Annotated in this window: 17 protein-coding genes; 11 read left to right on the top strand and 6 right to left on the bottom strand. The window is 28.0% G+C overall.

What is annotated here, in order from left to right; all coding sequences use genetic code 11:
* Nucleotides 1-74: 74 nt before the first annotated feature.
* From pyrG to dnaX, 6 genes are all read right to left on the bottom strand, one after another.
* Nucleotides 75-1,697: a CTP synthase gene (gene pyrG / locus MBSPM3_RS00745; RefSeq protein WP_069028104.1), complete on the bottom strand. Its 1,623-nt coding sequence runs from the start codon at nt 1,695-1,697 to the stop codon at nt 75-77.
* Nucleotides 1,690-2,688 (bottom strand): phosphatidylserine decarboxylase, encoded by a 999-nt coding sequence (locus tag MBSPM3_RS00740; protein ID WP_069028103.1) that lies wholly within the window; start codon nt 2,686-2,688, stop codon nt 1,690-1,692. The genes pyrG and MBSPM3_RS00740 overlap by 8 nt, the downstream gene beginning before the upstream one ends.
* Nucleotides 2,689-2,700: 12 nt before the next feature.
* Nucleotides 2,701-3,435: a CDP-alcohol phosphatidyltransferase family protein gene (locus MBSPM3_RS00735; protein ID WP_069028102.1), complete on the bottom strand. Its 735-nt coding sequence runs from the start codon at nt 3,433-3,435 to the stop codon at nt 2,701-2,703.
* A gap of 176 nt (nt 3,436-3,611) precedes the next feature.
* Nucleotides 3,612-4,121, bottom strand: coding sequence for a DNA-directed RNA polymerase subunit delta (gene rpoE / locus MBSPM3_RS00730; protein WP_069028101.1), 510 nt, complete (start codon nt 4,119-4,121; stop codon nt 3,612-3,614).
* A gap of 130 nt (nt 4,122-4,251) precedes the next feature.
* Nucleotides 4,252-4,536 carry a YbaB/EbfC family nucleoid-associated protein gene (locus MBSPM3_RS00725; protein ID WP_034172222.1) on the bottom strand — a complete coding sequence of 95 codons (285 nt, stop codon included), beginning with the start codon at nt 4,534-4,536 and terminating at the stop codon, nt 4,252-4,254.
* Between the two features lie 12 nt (nt 4,537-4,548).
* Nucleotides 4,549-6,522, bottom strand: a complete 1,974-nt coding sequence (gene dnaX / locus MBSPM3_RS00720; protein ID WP_069028100.1) for a DNA polymerase III subunit gamma/tau — start codon at nt 6,520-6,522, stop codon at nt 4,549-4,551.
* 959 nt (nt 6,523-7,481) lie between these two features.
* Here dnaX and MBSPM3_RS00715 point away from each other — a divergent pair.
* The 11 genes from MBSPM3_RS00715 (at nt 7,482) to MBSPM3_RS00670 (ending at nt 17,130) form a co-directional block, all read left to right on the top strand.
* Entirely contained in the window at nt 7,482-7,841 is a 360-nt protein-coding gene (locus MBSPM3_RS00715; protein WP_069028099.1) for a type I restriction endonuclease, read from the top strand.
* Between the two features lie 483 nt (nt 7,842-8,324).
* Nucleotides 8,325-8,438: a DEAD/DEAH box helicase family protein gene (locus MBSPM3_RS03335; protein WP_152550838.1), complete on the top strand. Its 114-nt coding sequence runs from the start codon at nt 8,325-8,327 to the stop codon at nt 8,436-8,438.
* A 101-nt stretch (nt 8,439-8,539) separates the two neighbouring features.
* Nucleotides 8,540-8,857, top strand: coding sequence for a DEAD/DEAH box helicase family protein (locus tag MBSPM3_RS03275; RefSeq protein WP_069028098.1), 318 nt, complete (start codon nt 8,540-8,542; stop codon nt 8,855-8,857).
* A 26-nt stretch (nt 8,858-8,883) separates the two neighbouring features.
* The gene (locus MBSPM3_RS00705; protein WP_069028097.1) at nt 8,884-9,201 is read left to right on the top strand and encodes a type I restriction enzyme subunit R domain-containing protein; all 318 of its coding nucleotides are present in this window, start codon (nt 8,884-8,886) and stop codon (nt 9,199-9,201) included.
* A complete protein-coding gene (locus MBSPM3_RS00700; RefSeq protein WP_425311661.1) occupies nt 9,144-9,557 on the top strand; it encodes a type I restriction enzyme subunit R domain-containing protein in 414 nt (137 codons plus the stop codon). Before MBSPM3_RS00705 ends, MBSPM3_RS00700 begins: the two co-directional genes overlap by 58 nt.
* A gap of 29 nt (nt 9,558-9,586) precedes the next feature.
* A complete protein-coding gene (locus MBSPM3_RS00695; RefSeq protein ID WP_232308860.1) occupies nt 9,587-10,093 on the top strand; it encodes a type I restriction endonuclease subunit R, EcoR124 family in 507 nt (168 codons plus the stop codon).
* Nucleotides 10,094-10,465: 372 nt separating this feature from the next.
* Nucleotides 10,466-11,086, top strand: a complete 621-nt coding sequence (locus tag MBSPM3_RS00690; RefSeq protein WP_069028094.1) for a type I restriction-modification system subunit M N-terminal domain-containing protein — start codon at nt 10,466-10,468, stop codon at nt 11,084-11,086.
* The gene (locus MBSPM3_RS00685; protein WP_083985306.1) at nt 11,010-11,765 is read left to right on the top strand and encodes an N-6 DNA methylase; all 756 of its coding nucleotides are present in this window, start codon (nt 11,010-11,012) and stop codon (nt 11,763-11,765) included. The genes MBSPM3_RS00690 and MBSPM3_RS00685 overlap by 77 nt, the downstream gene beginning before the upstream one ends.
* Before the next feature lie 479 nt (nt 11,766-12,244).
* A complete protein-coding gene (locus MBSPM3_RS00680) occupies nt 12,245-12,613 on the top strand; it encodes a restriction endonuclease subunit S (RefSeq protein WP_069028092.1) in 369 nt (122 codons plus the stop codon).
* A 432-nt stretch (nt 12,614-13,045) separates the two neighbouring features.
* Nucleotides 13,046-14,767: a glutamine--tRNA ligase gene (gene glnS / locus MBSPM3_RS00675; protein WP_069028432.1), complete on the top strand. Its 1,722-nt coding sequence runs from the start codon at nt 13,046-13,048 to the stop codon at nt 14,765-14,767.
* 119 nt (nt 14,768-14,886) lie between these two features.
* The gene (locus tag MBSPM3_RS00670; protein ID WP_069028091.1) at nt 14,887-17,130 is read left to right on the top strand and encodes an ATP-dependent helicase; all 2,244 of its coding nucleotides are present in this window, start codon (nt 14,887-14,889) and stop codon (nt 17,128-17,130) included.
* The last annotated feature ends 92 nt before the right edge of the window (nt 17,131-17,222 follow it).

Here is a 17,222-nt window from a genome sequence, read left to right as displayed (position 1 = left end):
CCTTATTAAGGGTGTTTTTATTATACATATAACAAAAAAACTACCTTTTTAAGGTAGTTTTTTTCATTTATAAATTATTTATTTTTTTGATTTAATAAAGACGCTTCAACAAAACCTTTAAATAAAGGATGTGGTTTTAATGGTCTTGACAAAAACTCAGGATGAAATTGTACTGCAATAAACCAAGGATGGCTTTTTAACTCAACAATTTCACAAAGCTTTTGTTCTTGATTTATTCCAGAAACAACAAAATCATTATTTTTTTCAAATAAAGCAACATAATGAGGATTCATCTCAAAACGATGACGATGTCTTTCATAAATTATTTCTTGATTATAAATAGCTTTACTTTTGGTGTTGGCTTTAAGATGGCACGGATAAGAACCTAATCGCAGGGTTCCTCCTAAATTGCTGTCAACTATTTTTTTAGTAATTACAGGATGCGGCGTCTTTTCGTCAACTTCCAAAGAATTGGCACCTTGTAAATGTAGCACATTGCGGGCATATTCAATAACTGCTAACTGCATACCTAGACAAATCCCAAAGAAAGGAATATTGTTAGTTCTTGCATAATTAATGGCTAAAATTTTGCCTTCAATAGCGCGATTGCCAAAACCATAAGGAACTAAAATACCATCATAGTCTTCAAGCAAAGAAGAAATGTTGTCTGGAGTTACTTTTTCAGCATCTATCCATTTAATTTCCAATTTACAATTATATTGATAAGAAGCATGTTTAAGAGCTTCTATGATTGATAAATAAGCATCATGTAAAACAATGTATTTACCCACTAGAGCAATGACTACTTTTTTTTCTAAATTTTGGATGCGTGTAATTAGTTGTTGCCAGGCTTGCAAATCGGCGTTTGAAAAATTAGTAAGTTTTAAATGTTTTAAAATAAAATCATCGATTCCTTGATGATGCAAGTTAAGAATCATTTGATATAAAATATCAACATCTAAGGCTTCAAAAATAGCTTGTGGATTGATGTCACATAAAGCAGCAATTTTATTTTTGGTTTCTTGGTTGATAGGAACTTCACTACGTAAGACCAAAATTTGAGGTTGTATTCCTAAAGCACGTAATTCTTTAACGCTGTGTTGGGTAGGTTTTGTTTTGATTTCTTGAGCTTTTTTTAAATAAGGAACTAAAGTGGTATGAAGATACAAAACATTGTGATAACCAAAATCAAAGCGAACTTGTCTGATGGCTTCTAAAAAAGGCGATGATTCAATGTCTCCTACGGTGCCTCCAATTTCTACAATAACAACATCTGATTTGTGAAAAAGAGCAGCATCAATTATTTTTTGTTTGATTTCTTCAGTGATGTGTGGAATAACTTGAACGGTTTTACCTAAGTATTTGCCTTCGCGTTCTTTATTGATCACACTTTGATAAATTTGCCCTGCAGTGACGTTTGACTTTTTGCTCATGTTTTCATCTAAAAATCTTTCATAATGACCCAAATCAAGATCAGTTTCAGCGCCATCATCAGTGACAAAAACCTCACCGTGTTGATAAGGGCTCATTGTTCCAGGATCAATATTAATATAAGGATCTAGTTTTTGAATACTTACTTTAAGACCTCTATTTTTTAAAATTTGTCCAATAGAAGCAGCAGTGATGCCTTTTCCTAGGCTTGAAACGACTCCTCCAGTAATAAAAATAAATTTGGTTTTTAAATCTTTATTATTCAAGTTTTTGTACTTCGCTTTCTTTATGATTGGCTTGTGTGGTGCAATTGGAGTTTTGATTTGATTTTGGTTGGGGTGTAATGGGTTCAGAGAAGGATTTATAAGTGATTGGATGGGACTTTGTAGGAGTTATTTTTTTACCAATAACAGTTAAAATAGGGATTTGGGTTTCATATCTTTTTTGGGTGTGTTCTAAAATACGAGGATCAAATGAAACTATATTTTTTTTAACTAAGATAATAATAGTTGAACCTCCTGTATCAAAATAGCCTTTTTCTTGACCTTTTGAAAACGTTTGCAAAGGATGATTTTGGATTTTTCCTACCAATGTGGCTCCTACTTCTATTTGAACTATTTTACCAAAATTTTTGGTTTGTAAGATACTATATTCGCGAGTGTTTGTTTTAAAAACATCAAAACTTTCAAAGGCAATGGGATTTACTGTATGTAATTTTCCTTTGATTTTGCAAGGAAGCATTTGAAAAAAACCTTCGTCTACAAAAAGATAACGGTGATAATCATGGGGTTCTAAGCGGAAAATAAGCAAATAGCCTTCCTCGTATTCTTGAGCTAATGTGGGATTTTGCAACAAATCAACTAAACTGTAATTGGTTTCTTTGATGCAATAGAGTGCTTTTTTGGTGATAGGATAAATGCTTAATTTGGATTCACAAGGACTGATAAAAGCAAAGTTGTCTTGAGGAATAGCAAGTTCTTTGTATTTTCTTGTAAAAAAATCATTATAAGAACTAAATTTTTGTTTTTCAAATAAGTTTAAATCAATTTGGTGTTGTTCGATGATTTTCAAAGCGTATTGGCGTGACCAAGGAGAATAAAAATACAAATTAACTAACCAAGAAATAGGTTTAGTGATCAAAATTTTGAGAAGGCATCTTTTCCAAAAGTTTTTTTCTAAGTTTGTGTATAAAAATTTTTGCAGGCGACTTGCTGAGTCTTGACAAATAATTTTTCCTTCTAAATTAACTATTTTCATATTGTAAATCGCTCACTTTGTAATTGCCATTGGTAATAAATATTTTAATAAGATTTTAAGCAACATAAATAGGATAAAATTTAGTGCTAATAATAAAATAATTGTTATTGTAGTTTTGGCTTTTGGCTTGGGGAAATGGATTTTTTTACAAAGAAATAAAAAAGTTAAAAGTAACATGCAGGCAAAATGAAACCAAAAAAAAGTAGGTCTTTGTTCGATAAATCCTAAACTTTTGAAATCCCAAGTTTTGCAAATAAACTTAGCTAAAAATAAAAAAGGAAATAAAATAGCAGCTGCAGTTACGGGCAAACCTGTAAAATAAGAAGGGCTTTGAGAGTCGTATTTTTGGGTTTCAGCTAAAACATTATAATAAGCAAGTCTAATTAAGGCTGCCAAAAGATAAAAGCCCCAAACTAGCCAAACAAGTGCAAATAGCCAAAATTCTTCTTTTAGGTTTGAAGTTTCACCTTTGAAACTCAAAGAATAGTTAATAAAAATAGGAAGGACGCCAAAACTTATTATATCAGCTAAAGAATCAATTTGAATGCCATAGCTTTTTTCTGTATGACTGCGATTTTTTTTGGTTCGGCTTACCACACCATCAAACATATCACAAAAGCCTGATATTAATAGGCAGATTAAAGCAGAAGTGTATTTGCCGCAAGCACCAAAGCCAATGCCACAAAAACCACTCATTAAATTTAGGTAAGTTAAATAAGTTGTATAATTGTAAAAACCTAAAAACATATTATTTAACCTCGTTTTACTAATGTTTTTTCTTAAACCATTTTTGGTTGTTTAGAGTTGGGGGAAATAAAAAAAAGGAAAAATCCCTTATCCATCAAGAATAAAGGATATTAATGAACTTAAAAAACTTGATAATTATTGATTGGTTTTTGTAAATGCAAATTGTAAAGTGGTAATTATTTTTCATAAAGATGTTCGCATTCTTCTTCTAATGGATCTTCATAATCATCTTTGTCTTCTAAAACAATATCATCTTCAATTTTGTCATCGTCTTTGTTTTGTTCTTCTGAAGGTTCGTCTTCTAAATCAAGCAAATCATCTTGTAGAGGGTCAGTTTGGACAGTGTCTTTGTCAGAAAGGAAATCCTCAAAATCTAATTCTTGTAAATTGGTATCTTCGTCTAGAGGTTCGTCGTTTGAAATTTGAGTTTTTTCAAAAAAATCTTTATCCCAAAAAAGTTTATTATTCTCTTTAATAATTAATTGATTGTCTTCACAAAAAACAAATTTTCCGCTCAAAGCGATGTCTAAATAAAGCTGATTAGCTACATTGGGGTTGTTATTTGGGATTTGATGTTTTTGCAATGTTTGTTTTAATAAATCATAGACTGGGACAGGATTGTTATGTTTTTTCATAATGTCATAAGCAGTTTCCAAAAGTGATTTTGGAGTTTTGGTTTTTTTCATAAAATACCTTCTTTTAATGTAATAATGTTTGGGATTTGGGAAATAATGATAAGTGATAAAATAAAAAGAAAAGAAAGGAAAAAAAGGGCTAAATAAAATAAAGAAATGCAAAATATGGGGGGTAAAAATTTTAGAATTCTATCAAATATCCAGATGCTTTTTGCATGAGTTCTTTGGATTTTCTTTCTAACTTTTTTAAAGCAGCATTAAAAGCCAACAAAACGCTTTCTTGGAGAATTGCTTTGCTGTGAATTTGAGAAATAATAACATCTACGACTTGTTTGGTGCCTTGTAAAACAATTTCTACATCCCCTGCTTTGCCAATAAATTCTTGTAATTCTAATTGTTGTTGGGCGTTTTCAATTGCTTCTTGCATTTTTTTTAATTTTTCAAACATATTAGATTGTGTTTTCATAATTTTTTGCTCCTAGTTAATTATTTCTACTATATCTTTACCAAAAAAATCATAAGCTAGTTGGATAATAGCAGGCTTGGTTGGTTGGGTCGCTTTGATTTGATATAAGTCAAGATCAAAATTGCAAGTAGCTGTGAATTTTGCAATTGATGCCTCGTTTGGATGAGGATGATTTTTGTTGTAAAAAGTTTCTAAGGCTTGCCAATCTTGTTTTAAAAAAGCAATGTAGTCTGTAATTGCAAAAGTGTCGTTATTCAAAATTTCTAAAGCTTTTTGTTTGATGTTTTTTTGTAAAACAAGTTCAAAGGCATCTTCATCTTCAAAAACTAAAATCATTTGTTGGGATTGACTCAAAGCAACTATTTTTCCTCTATCCAAAATTTCGGCTACACTTTTATAATAACTGTGAGTAGAATAGCGATTTTTTAAATTTTTCCAAAAATTTGTTATTGTGTTTTTGGTTGGCTCGTCTTGATTAGATAAAATATTAATTGCAAATGATATCAAACCACAAAGAGAAGAATTGGAAAAATAAGGGTTTTTTTTTGTTGGGGATTTGGTTTCTTGTGAGTTTTGGGAAGGCAAGTTATTTTGTTGAGTCAATTCGGAGGTAGTAGAATTGTTAGGTTTTTTTTGTGAAAAATTATTTTGAGACTGTAAATCTTGGACTGGATGCAGATATTCTGTTTTTGGTGGTTTTTCGTTTGCTATTGACGCAAGTTTAGTTGGTTTGATTTTTTCTGTTTTGTCAAAGGTTTTTTTTTCTGTATTGTTTTGGGTAAGCTTTGTTGGTTCATAATTTTCTTTGGCATTTGTTTCATCTAATGCAAGTGATGGTTGCTCATTATTGTAAATATTTGTTTTATTTGTTACAAATTGTTGGGTTTCTTGTAAATTGGCTTGAAATTGAAAAGAATGTAGAGAGCATATTTGCAAAAAGGCAATTTCTACCAAAGATTTTTTTTGATCGCTTTTTTTGAGGTCTTGTTGTAATTTAATTAAGATTCTTAAAAAATGATCAATGTGGTTTGTTTCTTCAAGCAATAATATTTTTTGGTCTTGGGAAAGTGGCGATGTTTTGGAATCTTTTTTATTTTTGGCATTCCAAATTAAATAATCTTTGATAGCATCAATTAAATCTAAAATTAAAAGGTCGATGTTTTTGCCTGAATCAATTGCTTTGTGCAAAAGTTGCAATGCTTCGATCGCTTCTTTTTTTAGTAGATTTTGGAACAATTTTTTGATAATGCTGGCAGACACCGTACCTTTAATATTTGCAACATCTTCTGAAGTAATCAAATTATTTTGATAAGCGCTTACCTGATCTAACAAACTAAGGGCGTTTCGCATTCCACCTTCCGAATGGCAAGCAATGCTTTTGATGGCATCTTCAGTGATAAACATATTTTCCAAAGCAGCAATTTTGGTTAATTGTGCAGTGATGTTTTTGAGGTTCAAATTTTCAAAGGCAAAACTTTGAGCGCGCGAAAAAATGGTGTCAGGGATTTTATAAATTTCGGTAGTAATCAAGATGAAAATTACATGTTCGGGCGGTTCTTCTAAAATTTTTAACAAAGCGTTAAAAGCGTTTGGCGTAAGGACGTGAACTTCGTCAATAATATAGACTTTGTATTTGCCTGTGTGAGCTTTGTATTGGGCTTTATCCTGTAATTCTCTGATTTCGTCAACCCCATTATAAGAAGCGCCATCAATTTCTGTGATGTCTGTGTTTGCTTTGGTAAAGTTTTGGCAATAATGACAAGAACAACACACATCTCCTTGATTGGGCAACAAGCAATTAATGGCTTTGGCAAAAATTTTGGCTAAAGTAGTTTTTCCAGTACCTTTGTTGCCGCTAAAAAGATAACAATGATTAATTTTTTGGTATCTGATGGCATTTTTTAAAGTTTGGATAATAATTTCTTGACCGACAACATCTGCAAAAGTTTGTGGTCTGTATTTTCTGTATAAAACTAAATAAGACACTAAAAACTCCTTTGATTAAATTATTACCAAACCACAACAATACATCTAGATAAATTAGAACATAAATAATTTTTTATATACAAAAAAATCTCCTAAATATTATAACATATTATTAGATGAAAATAGAAGTTTATTTTGCAAATTTGCAAATGAATTATTTGTTTATTGTAATTAAAATATTGATCTATTCTATGGTTAGAATACGATTAGATTGAATTAACTTTACATTTATTATTTTTGTATTTTTTTCCCTTTGCGTCATAATAAATAAAAGTTCCATCTTTCAATTCTTTTTTATCCATTTTGCAATTCTTTTTATAAAATTATATTTGCCCATTTTTGCGGTTTATTTTTTCTATTGTCTCGCATTTTCTGAAAAATACTTTGTCGCCATTTTTATTTTCTATATCGCAATTGTTTTGAACAAAATATTTTTCACCATTTTGAGTATATATTTTTTCTATTTCTTTGGTTTTGGTAAAAACAATATACTCGATAACTGATTAAAATTATAAAAGCTATTTCTCTATAAATAAAATAATTAACATAATAAATAATAATCTAAAATAAACTAAATTGCTTATGACTTTATTATAACCCAAAAAATATCAAAATAATAATTTATAATCGTTTTAAAATAAAATTAATTCCCACCCATAAATAAAAAATAAAAGCCAAAAAGACATAAAAAGTGGTTAAAATAACGAATTATATTGTTGATTTTTTTTTGATAAAATATAGTTAATAAAGTTTATCAAGCGACGTTTAAATATTAAATATAAATCAACGACCTAATATACAAAAGACAAATTATCTAATTATTTTTTTTCATTTTAAATATTTTCTAAAATAGTTAATGAGAGTGGAGAATTAACAAATATGTGTTTAAATAATAAAAAACAAAAAAATAAAAAGGAAGAGGCGATATTAAGAAAAAGCATTATTAACAAATTAAAAAAATGGGTTATGCAGAAGTTAGCATCAAAACACAAGAAAAATTAGAGGATAATTTTAAAAGACAATTTATAGAATATAACAGTAGGTATGTTCCTGACACTTCTTTTCAAGAGAAGGGGAAGGAGGAGCTGAATGAATACTGGTTTTCTACAATTAATAGTGAATTGCTTACCAATGAAAAAATGGATGTTATCGACATTTATAAATATTTAAGAAAAGAAATAAAAATTCCAAAAAAAGACAAAAAAGACTATTTTTATTTTAATTTTTTTAATAAAGAAAATTGGTGTAAAAATATTTTTCAAGTAGCACAAAAAGTTCCTGCTCAAAATTCATATAAAAACGAGTCAAAATCAGCTTAGTATGATATAGTAATATTAATTAATGGCATACCGCTGATATTAATAGAATTAAAAAAAGAAGTTTGGATAAAGGGCTTGACAAAGCTTTTAAACAAGTAGAAGACTATTTCCCTAAATTAAAACAACAAGGTTTATTTAAATGTATATAACTTTTTATAATTTCAAATGGAACCGATACTCAATATTTTTCAAATCAAGACGCAGGAAAAAGCAAGGAATTAAATAAATTCCGTTTTGAATGGAGTGATGAAAACAATAATAAAAGAAATGAAGTCATGGAATTTATTCCAGAATTTTTACAACGTTGCCATTTAGCATTGTTTTTATTTTTCTTTTTGGTGCATCATGAAAAAAATCAAAAATTAATGGTTGCTAAACCTCATCAATTTCACGCTATAAAAAAATTGTTGAATTCACAAAAAAAGAAATAACTCAAGAAAGCCCTTTAAATGTTACAAATAACATTAAAAAAAAAATAGTCATATTTGGCATACCACAGGTTCAGGTAAAACTTTAACTGCTTTTTTACTTTGTCGTTATTTGAAAAAATTTATATCCATTAATGAAACTCAAAAAAATATTATTGTTTTTTTATAGTTGACCGCATAGAACTAGATTCGCAAACTCTTCAAGAATTTAATAGTTTTGAAAAAGATTCAACTCAAGAAATATTAAAGGTAGAAAATCTTAAATAAATAATGCAAAATAAAAACAATGCTAGTGGAAAAATAATTGCAACGACTTTAAAAAAAATACATTCATTAATAAACAAATATAAAAATGAAGATTTTTTAAAAAATATAAAAATGAAAAAAATGTTTTTTATCATAGATGAATGCCATAAATCGCAACAAGGAGAAATGCATGAAAATATGATTAAATATTTTTATGGATCTTATTTTTTGGGTTTACAGGGACGCCTATTTTCGAAAAAAATAAACTTAGTAAAAATGCTAAAACAACAAAAGAACTTTTTAATAAATGTATACATTAATATCGTTTTTCCAATGCTCTAAAAGATAAATTTGTTATTGATTATAATGTGGAATATTATAGAAAAACAAAAAATAATTCAACTTGTAAAGAAGAAGTAGTAAAAAAGATTCTAAATTCTTATCATGATTTAACACAAAATAAAAAATATAATGCCTTATTTGCTGTTTCTAATATTGATGATTTAATAGAATATTATAACATATTTAAAAACAAGGAAAATGAACATGATTTAAAAATAGCAGCTATTTGTTCTGAACATTTTAACTCTGAAAATGAAAAAAATGACGATAAAAGGGAGGCTTTTAAATCAATAAAAGTGATTTTTATAAAAATTTTAGCAAAAAAACAAAAAATCAATTTGTAGATGATAAAACGCCTTTTGTTAATGAAAAAAGATATCATGAACAAATATTAGAAAAAATGAAAACTGATAATAAAAATCAAAAAATAGATTTACTTTTGGTAGTCAACATGTTTTTAACTGGTTTTGATTCTCCTCTATTAAATACCTTATACTTAGACAAAGAGTTGAAATACAATAATTTAATCCAAGCATTTTCTAGAACAATTAAAAAACATGATAAAAGCAAAAAATACGGTAATATTTATTGTTTTCAAACGAAGAAAAAGGACAACGACCAAGCTTTATTATTTAATGAATCAATGGGTTTATTTGATCCAGAACACACAATCAAAAAGAAAAAAGTTATGAAGAATTAAAACTAGAATATAAAGATTACTTAAAACAAATAAGAAAATTAGCTCCTAATGTAAAATATATTGAAAAAAATATTATGGGTTATACAGAAAAAGAAAAAAAATTCATAGATATTTTTGATAAATATTCTAAAATAAGAAATATTATTAGGATAAAAACAGAGTTTGAAGAAAAATATTTTAAAAATGAAATAGACAAGGAAAAGTTCTTAGATTATAAAAACAAAAGAGATAAAATTAAATCAGGAATGCCACAAAACACGTTGAATCCAAAAGATGAAATAAAACACGTTGGTAGCGCATTTATTAATTTAGATTATATAAACAAATTAATATCATCATTTGAAAAAACTGAACAAAAAATACATAAAAGCATTTTATCACAACAAAACAAAAATTTTAATAAAGAAATAAAAAATATTTTGGACGAAAATAATAATGATGTGACTAAAGAACAGCAAGAATTTTTTTTAAATAAAATTGAAGATGATAAAATTTTTTCTACAATAACACAAAATGCTCAACAAGGGGGGCTATAAGAAATATTTTATCTAATTTGTGGAAGAATTTTGTTAAAGATTTAATTAAAGAACAAGAAAGCAAAAGAGAAATAGAGGTAAAAAGCAAAGAATTTTGTTTTGAAAATAGTAAAGATTTGGAAAAATTAATTAATGCTTATTTTGATTATAAAAAAATGATCTGGGTTTTAAAGATTTTATTCTAAGAGGACATATCAGCAAAAATGAAAACCAAATAAAAGAATATATGGATAAAAATAAAGGGCAAAAGAGCGAAGTTTTGCCTTATCTTTATACATTTAAATTAAGAGATGAAATTTATAATTTCATTAAAGATTGGTGTAATAATTATTAAAGATATCCAAAAATGACAAAATTAAGGAAAATTATAATATGAAAAATGACAAAAATCAAAATGTTCAAATTTGTAAACAAAAATTATGGAATTTGATTAATAACACTTTAAGAAATTCTGAGGATACAACTATTTTTAAAGATTATATTTTACCTCTTTTAAGTTTCCGTTATTTATCTATAAAATTTGAAAAAGATATTTGTAAAAATACAATATTGGGATCCTTGGAGAAATATAAACAAGCATGGGATAAATGGGAGTCGAATGAACAATCAAGATTTAAAAACAATATAAAAGGTTTTTGTGGATTTCACATTGAACCTCAGTATTTATGGGCTAATTTAAATAATTCTATTAATCAAGATAATTTTAGTTTTGTTGAAATAGATAAAGCTTTAAAATCTATTGAGTCACATTGTTTTAAAGGATTATTTGAAAATTTTGATTTAACCGAAAAATCCAAATTAGGCAACGAGGAAGAAAAAAATACAAAATTAAAAAACCTTATTACAGGCATCGACAATATTTTTTCAGGTAATGAATTTTGTGAAGATGCAATGGGTAAAATTTATATGTATTTAATTGAAACATTTGTTAGCGATAACATTACTAAAAAAACAAAAATCTGGAGAATTTTTTACACCACCCTCTGTTTCTGAACTTTTATCACAAATCATTTGTCATAAAACAAAAAATAAAAATATTACAAAAATATATGATCCTTGTTGTGGTAGCGGATCTTTACTTTTGAAAATTATAAATCATATAAATAATAATAAATATTTTAGCGGTCAAAAATACAAAAATGATATACCTTATTATAATTTAAAGATTGAAAATGGGGATACTTTATTATTCCCACATCAAAGCCATTTAGAACAAAAATACAACATTATCATCGCTAATCCTCCTTTTGGCGCTCCATGGTATACCAATAATAAAGAAAAAAATAAAGAAAATTGCGACAGATTTTATTTAAAAGGCAAATCAATTCCTAAAAAAAGAGGAGGACTAGCTTTTCTAATGCATATGTTACATCTCTTAGAAGAAGATGGTACTTTAGGTGTTATTTTACCATCTGGAGTTTTATGCGCTTCTACACCTGGAGTAATAGAATTTAGAAAATTTTTAATAGAAAATCAATATATTGATACAATTATACAATTACCCCTAAATATTTTCCCTTATGTATCTGAAACAACCATTACTTATATTTTAATTATACAAAAATGTGTAGAAAATCAAAAACATCAAATTCGTTTTATTGATGCATCAGAAATGCATGAAAGAATTAAAAGTGGTATTTCTCTAAGACAATTAGGCAAAAAAAAATATTAAAGATATAATGGAAATGGTGTCACAAAATAAAAAAAAATGACAAAATGTCAATAGCAAATATAGAGCAAATATAGAGCAAATATAGAGCAAATATAGAGCAAATTAGAAAAAATAATTATGTTTTAACCACAAACTTATATTGTTCAAATCATTTACAAGAAAACAAAGAGGTAAATATAAAAAATATTGCGATTTTCAAAAGAGAAATAGAATTATTAGAAACTAAAAAAAATAATTTATCTCAAAAAAATACAACAAATAGAAAAAGAGATTGAATTATTTTTCGAAAATTCTAAAGAAAGAAAAGAAATAGCAATTAAAGATATAATACAAGAAATAACAAAAACAAATAAAGATAGCTTCCTTTATGATATTTGTAGTCTAGATTGTAAAAAAGGTTTGATTTTAAGAGATAATAACAAACAATTTAAAAAAAACATTAAAAAAATTATAGAATAGCATATCCCAACAATATTGTTATGAACAACAGAGATTTCTTAAAATATAAATCAATTGCTTATAATATTTATAATAAACCAGTATTGATTTCTAATATTTATTCAGTTTTTGAAGTTAAAGAGGGGTTTGATGCTAATTTTATATTGAATTTTTTAAAAAATTCTCAAGTTCATAAAAAATTAAAGGTTATTGGAAAACAAGGGGTAATATCCGAAATTGATAAAAATGTTTTTTATCAACTAACTTTTAAATTACCCGCTTTAAAAGAACAAAAACAAATAAATGTTTTTTTCAATAACTTATCTAAATTATTAAATGATATTGAAAATATTTCCATAGAAATACGCCAACTTCAAAAAGAAAAACAAGAATATTATTATTTATTATAATTATATAATTTATTCCTTACTTTTTCTTACTTTTATTCTCCATTTTTTTAAAATACAAAAGACATTCATTAAATGAATGTCTTTTTTTGTAAATTGATATATGCTTAATGCAAATCTAAATTTAATATAAACCCTAACCCACTTTCACCAACTTCCAACTGTTAAAATGAAAAATATTTTCAAAATGCTAGTATAATATAATATAGTGTTTTGATTAAAATATATGAAGGATATGATATTGACAGCAATATTTAGAAGTCTATTTTTTCAAAATCATAAATTATATTTCTAATCATAAATAAAATACATAAATTAACTAATAAAAAATTGGAGACTAAAACTAATATTCCCAAACAAATTTTTTCACAAAAAAAACCACCCAAAAAGCCCAAACCCCAAATAAACCAAATAAAAAGAAAAAGGACTTATAAAATGCAAAAACAATCAAATTTCATCAAAACCATCATTCAAAAAGACCTCCAAAGCGGAAAATGCAGCCAAATCATTACACGTTTCCCGCCCGAACCCAATGGTTTTTTACATTTAGGACACGCCAGAGCCATCATTATTAATTTTGAATTATCACATTTTTTTGAAGGCAAAACCCTTTTACGTTATGATGACACCAACCCTTCCAAAGAAAAACAAATTTATGTTAATGCCATCCTCAATGACATCAAATGGCTGGGATACACTCCTTACAAAATCACTTTTGCCTCAGATTATTTCCCTCAAATGTATCAAATGGCACTTTTTTTAATCAAACAAGGAAAAGCCTATGTTGATGACCAAACCGCTGAACAAATTGCCCAAAGTCGCGGTAATTTAACCCAAAAAGGTACCAATTCTCCTTATCGCAATCGTAGTATTGAAGAAAATATCTTGCTATTTGAACAAATGAAAAAAGGAAAATTTGTAGAAGGTAGCAAAGTTTTGCGTGCCAAAATTGATATGCAAAACCCTAACCTTAATTTGAGAGACCCTATTTTGTACCGTATTCTTTCTGCTTTTACTTTAAAACAAAAACATTGGCATATTTTCCCTACCTATGATTACGCTCATCCATTGGAAGATTCCTTTGAAAACATCACACATTCTTTGTGTTCTTTGGAATTCGAAGACCACAGACCTTTATATGATTGGATAATCAAAGAAACAAAAGCCAAACATACTCCACGCCAAATTGAATTTGGAAGACTTAATCTTACCCAAACTTTGATGAGCAAAAGATATCTTAATAATTTGGTAGAAAAAAACTTAGTAACAGGTTGGGATGACCCTAGAATGCCAACTTTATCAGGCATCCGCAAAAAAGGCTACACTCCTGAAGCTATCAAAAATTTTGTCCTTGAAACAGGCTTATCCAAAGTAAATTCACAAGTTAAACAAGAAATGTTAGAATCTTTTGTAAGAGATGACCTTAAAGGAAAATCCTTGCCTCGCATGGCAGTTATAAACCCCCTCAAACTTACTATTACTAACTTTCCTGAAAACCAAATAGAAACTCTCAAAGCTCCTTGGACTAATAATTTTCATACTTGTAAATGTTGCAACACATCTCAAACCCAAGGAAAAACACAAGGAAAAACCCCAGAACAAAATCAAGAACAAACAAAAGGAAAAGAACAAACCCAAGAAAGAGAAATTTATTTTTCCCGCCATCTCTACATTGAAAAAGACGATTTTGCACTCCAAAAACCAGATAAAAATTATAAAAGATTAACTTTGGGCGAAGAAGTAAGATTATTTCATGCTTATTTTGTTAAAGCTTACGATGTTGTCAAAAACAACAAAGGAGAAATAACAGAAATTCTTGCAACATACGACCCCCAAACCAAAAGCGGCAGCGGCTTTAAAGATAGAAAACCAAACGGAACTATTCATTTTGTAGAAGCAAAGACTGCTTGCAAAGCCACTTTTAATTTTTTTGCTCCACTACTTTGCACAAATGGCAATTTCAACGATAAATCCTGGCATATCAAAAAAGGTTTTGTAGAATCAAGTTTACAAAAAAGCTGTTGTTGCAAAAACCATTTTCAATTTCTAAGACAAGGTTATTTTGCAGCAGACAAAATCACAAAAGACACAAATGGAAAAACGCAAGAACTTAATTTCAATGAAGTAGTAAGCTTAAAATCAAATCCTCAAAAATAAATTTGTTCTACTAAAAAAATAAAAACTAATAAATCCCATCAAATCACCCAACCAAAAAACACTCCCAGAAAAAAAACCACAAAACAAAAAGGATAAACAACGAAATAAAAGGTATAAAAATGTTTTCCAATAAAACCAATTTTTTAGAAAAATTAAATAAACCCCAACTTGCAGCAGTCACAAGCAATGCTAAATCTTTTTATCTAGCAGCAGGAGCAGGAACTGGTAAAACCACCACTTTAACTGCTAAAATTGCTTATTTAATCGAACAAAAAAACTTACCAAGCAACCAAATTTTAGCCCTTACTTTCACCAACAAAGCTGCCAAACAAATGCAAGAAAAACTTGCCAAAATGATTGGTCAAGAAAAAACCAAAGGCATTACTATTTGCACTTTTCACTCTTTGGGAAACCAAATTTTGAGAAAATTTATCCCCTTTTTACCATTTTCATATCGCACCAATTTTAAAATTTTAGATGACAACGACTGCAAAAAAATCATCAAAGAAATTTTAAAAGAAATGAATATCGACCCCAAAAGAATAAAAATTAGCGAATTAAGAAAAAACATTTCTGCTATCAAAAGAAAACACGAACCACAAAACAAAGACACTTTGCAACACGCAACCCAAAAAGAACACAATTTTCAACGTGAAAACAGATACGAATTCGAAATGCCAATCAAAGCTAAATATCAAATTTTTTTGCAAAACAATAATTTAGTTGATTTTGATGACCTTATTTTATATACGCACCAACTGCTCCAAGAAAATGCCGATGTAAGGGATTTTTATCAACAAAAATTCCAATATTTATTAGTTGATGAATTCCAAGATACTGATTTTTTACAATACCAAATTTTGACTCTTTTAGCTCAAAACCACCAAAATATTTTTGTAGTAGGAGACCCTGACCAAAACATTTATTCTTTTCGAGGAGCCAGATTTGAAAACAGCCAATTGTTCTTAAATAAATTTAGTCCTCAAGTAGCTTTTTTGGAACAAAATTACCGTTCTTCTAAAAACATCCTAGACAAAGCCAACCTTTTGATTAAACACAACGAAGACCATCCTTTTAAAAAAAATCTCAAAAGCACTAAAAGCGGAGGCGAACCTGTTATTTACAAGTTTTTTTCAGATTATAAAGAAGAGACAGACTACATCACAAAAACCATCCAAAACCTTGTTTTACAAGGTATTTGCAGCTATCAAGATTTTACTATTTTATATCGTACTAACATTTTGGGACGCCCTTTGGAAGAAAAATTCTTAGCAAACAGCATTCCTTATCAAGTTTTTGGAGGTATTTCCTTTTACCAAAGCAAAGTAGTCAAAGATTTTTTAGCTTATCTCAATGTTATTGCAAATCCCTCACAAGATTTTGATTTCAAACGCATCATTAACACCCCTAAAAGAGGAATTGGAACAACTTCACTTGCACATCTAGAACAACTTGCCCAAGAAAAAAACTTAGCTCTTTTTGACGCCCTTAACTACCTAGACCAAACTCCAATTCAACCAAATACCAAAACTAAACTAAACGAATTCCAAAAATTAATTACAGCTTTACGCCAAGAACTAATTAATGATTCTTTTGACTGTCTTAGTGATATAATTACTCATATTGATGAAAAAATTAAGTATTGTCACAAAAAAGATGAAACTTACAAAATGCAATCAATAAAAGATTCTGAGCCTTCTTTACATTACATCGAAGAATTAAAATCAGTTTTTATGCAAGCAGAAAAAAAATTGGAAGGAAACATTTTTGAAAAACTAATCCAACTTTTAGATCAAATATCTTTGTATAGCGAAATTAACGAACAAACCGAACAAGACCCCAAAACCCCAAGCAAAAACGATCGCGTTAAACTTTCTACTATTCACAAAGTCAAAGGTTTAGAATTTAGAGTGGTTTTTATAGCTGCTTTTGAAGATATTTTTTTTGATTGCAACCAAAAAGAAAAAAGCGATTTAGAAGAATCAAGACGTCTAGCTTATGTAGCAATTACAAGAGCCGAAGAAAAGTTATTTTTAACTGGGGCTTATCAAAGAGTTTCATATGGCAAACAAATAGACAGTCAACCTTCACGCTTTTTACAAGAAATGGGCTTTTTTTCAAAAGAAACCCCAAGACCAAATTATTTTTCCCAACATTTATTTCAACCAAACCAATCAAACCAAGTATCTTGCACTAATGAAAATGGCTTTTTTCAAAAAGGAGACAAAGTCAAACACAAAACTCTCGGCTTGGGCGTAGTGGAAGCCATCATGCAAGATTTAATCCAAGTACGCTTTATAAATTCCAAAAATATAAAAATATTTGAAAATACAACTGCTTTTCTTGCTAAAATAAAAGAGTAAGTAAATTTTAAACATTTATCAAAAAAATGAATCATCAATCATTATTTTATTAAATCGATTAGAAATTTAAAAACAACAAAACAACAAAATCA

It is taken from the genome of Candidatus Phytoplasma zeae, assembly GCF_001712875.1.
In the GTDB taxonomy this organism is placed as follows: Bacteria; Bacillota_I; Bacilli_A; order Acholeplasmatales; family Acholeplasmataceae; genus Phytoplasma; species Phytoplasma asteris.
The sequence above is the reverse complement of the archived record's forward strand: the minus strand, read 5'-3'. Positions and strand labels throughout refer to the sequence as shown.

What these genes read in the sequence shown, in the direction of transcription:
- MBSPM3_RS00740 (WP_069028103.1), bottom strand. Translation starts at nt 2,688, where the DNA reads ATGAAAATAGTTAATTTAGAAGGAAAAATTATTTGTCAAGACTCAGCA.
- rpoE (WP_069028101.1), bottom strand. Translation starts at nt 4,121, where the DNA reads ATGAAAAAAACCAAAACTCCAAAATCACTTTTGGAAACTGCTTATGAC.
- MBSPM3_RS00715 (WP_069028099.1), top strand. Translation starts at nt 7,482, where the DNA reads ATGGGTTATGCAGAAGTTAGCATCAAAACACAAGAAAAATTAGAGGAT.
- MBSPM3_RS00680 (WP_069028092.1), top strand. Translation starts at nt 12,245, where the DNA reads ATGAACAACAGAGATTTCTTAAAATATAAATCAATTGCTTATAATATT.
- MBSPM3_RS00690 (WP_069028094.1), top strand. Translation starts at nt 10,466, where the DNA reads ATGAAAAATGACAAAAATCAAAATGTTCAAATTTGTAAACAAAAATTA.
- MBSPM3_RS03275 (WP_069028098.1), top strand. Translation starts at nt 8,540, where the DNA reads ATGCAAAATAAAAACAATGCTAGTGGAAAAATAATTGCAACGACTTTA.
- glnS (WP_069028432.1), top strand. Translation starts at nt 13,046, where the DNA reads ATGCAAAAACAATCAAATTTCATCAAAACCATCATTCAAAAAGACCTC.
- MBSPM3_RS00725 (WP_034172222.1), bottom strand. Translation starts at nt 4,536, where the DNA reads ATGAAAACACAATCTAATATGTTTGAAAAATTAAAAAAAATGCAAGAA.
- MBSPM3_RS00670 (WP_069028091.1), top strand. Translation starts at nt 14,887, where the DNA reads ATGTTTTCCAATAAAACCAATTTTTTAGAAAAATTAAATAAACCCCAA.
- MBSPM3_RS00735 (WP_069028102.1), bottom strand. Translation starts at nt 3,435, where the DNA reads ATGTTTTTAGGTTTTTACAATTATACAACTTATTTAACTTACCTAAAT.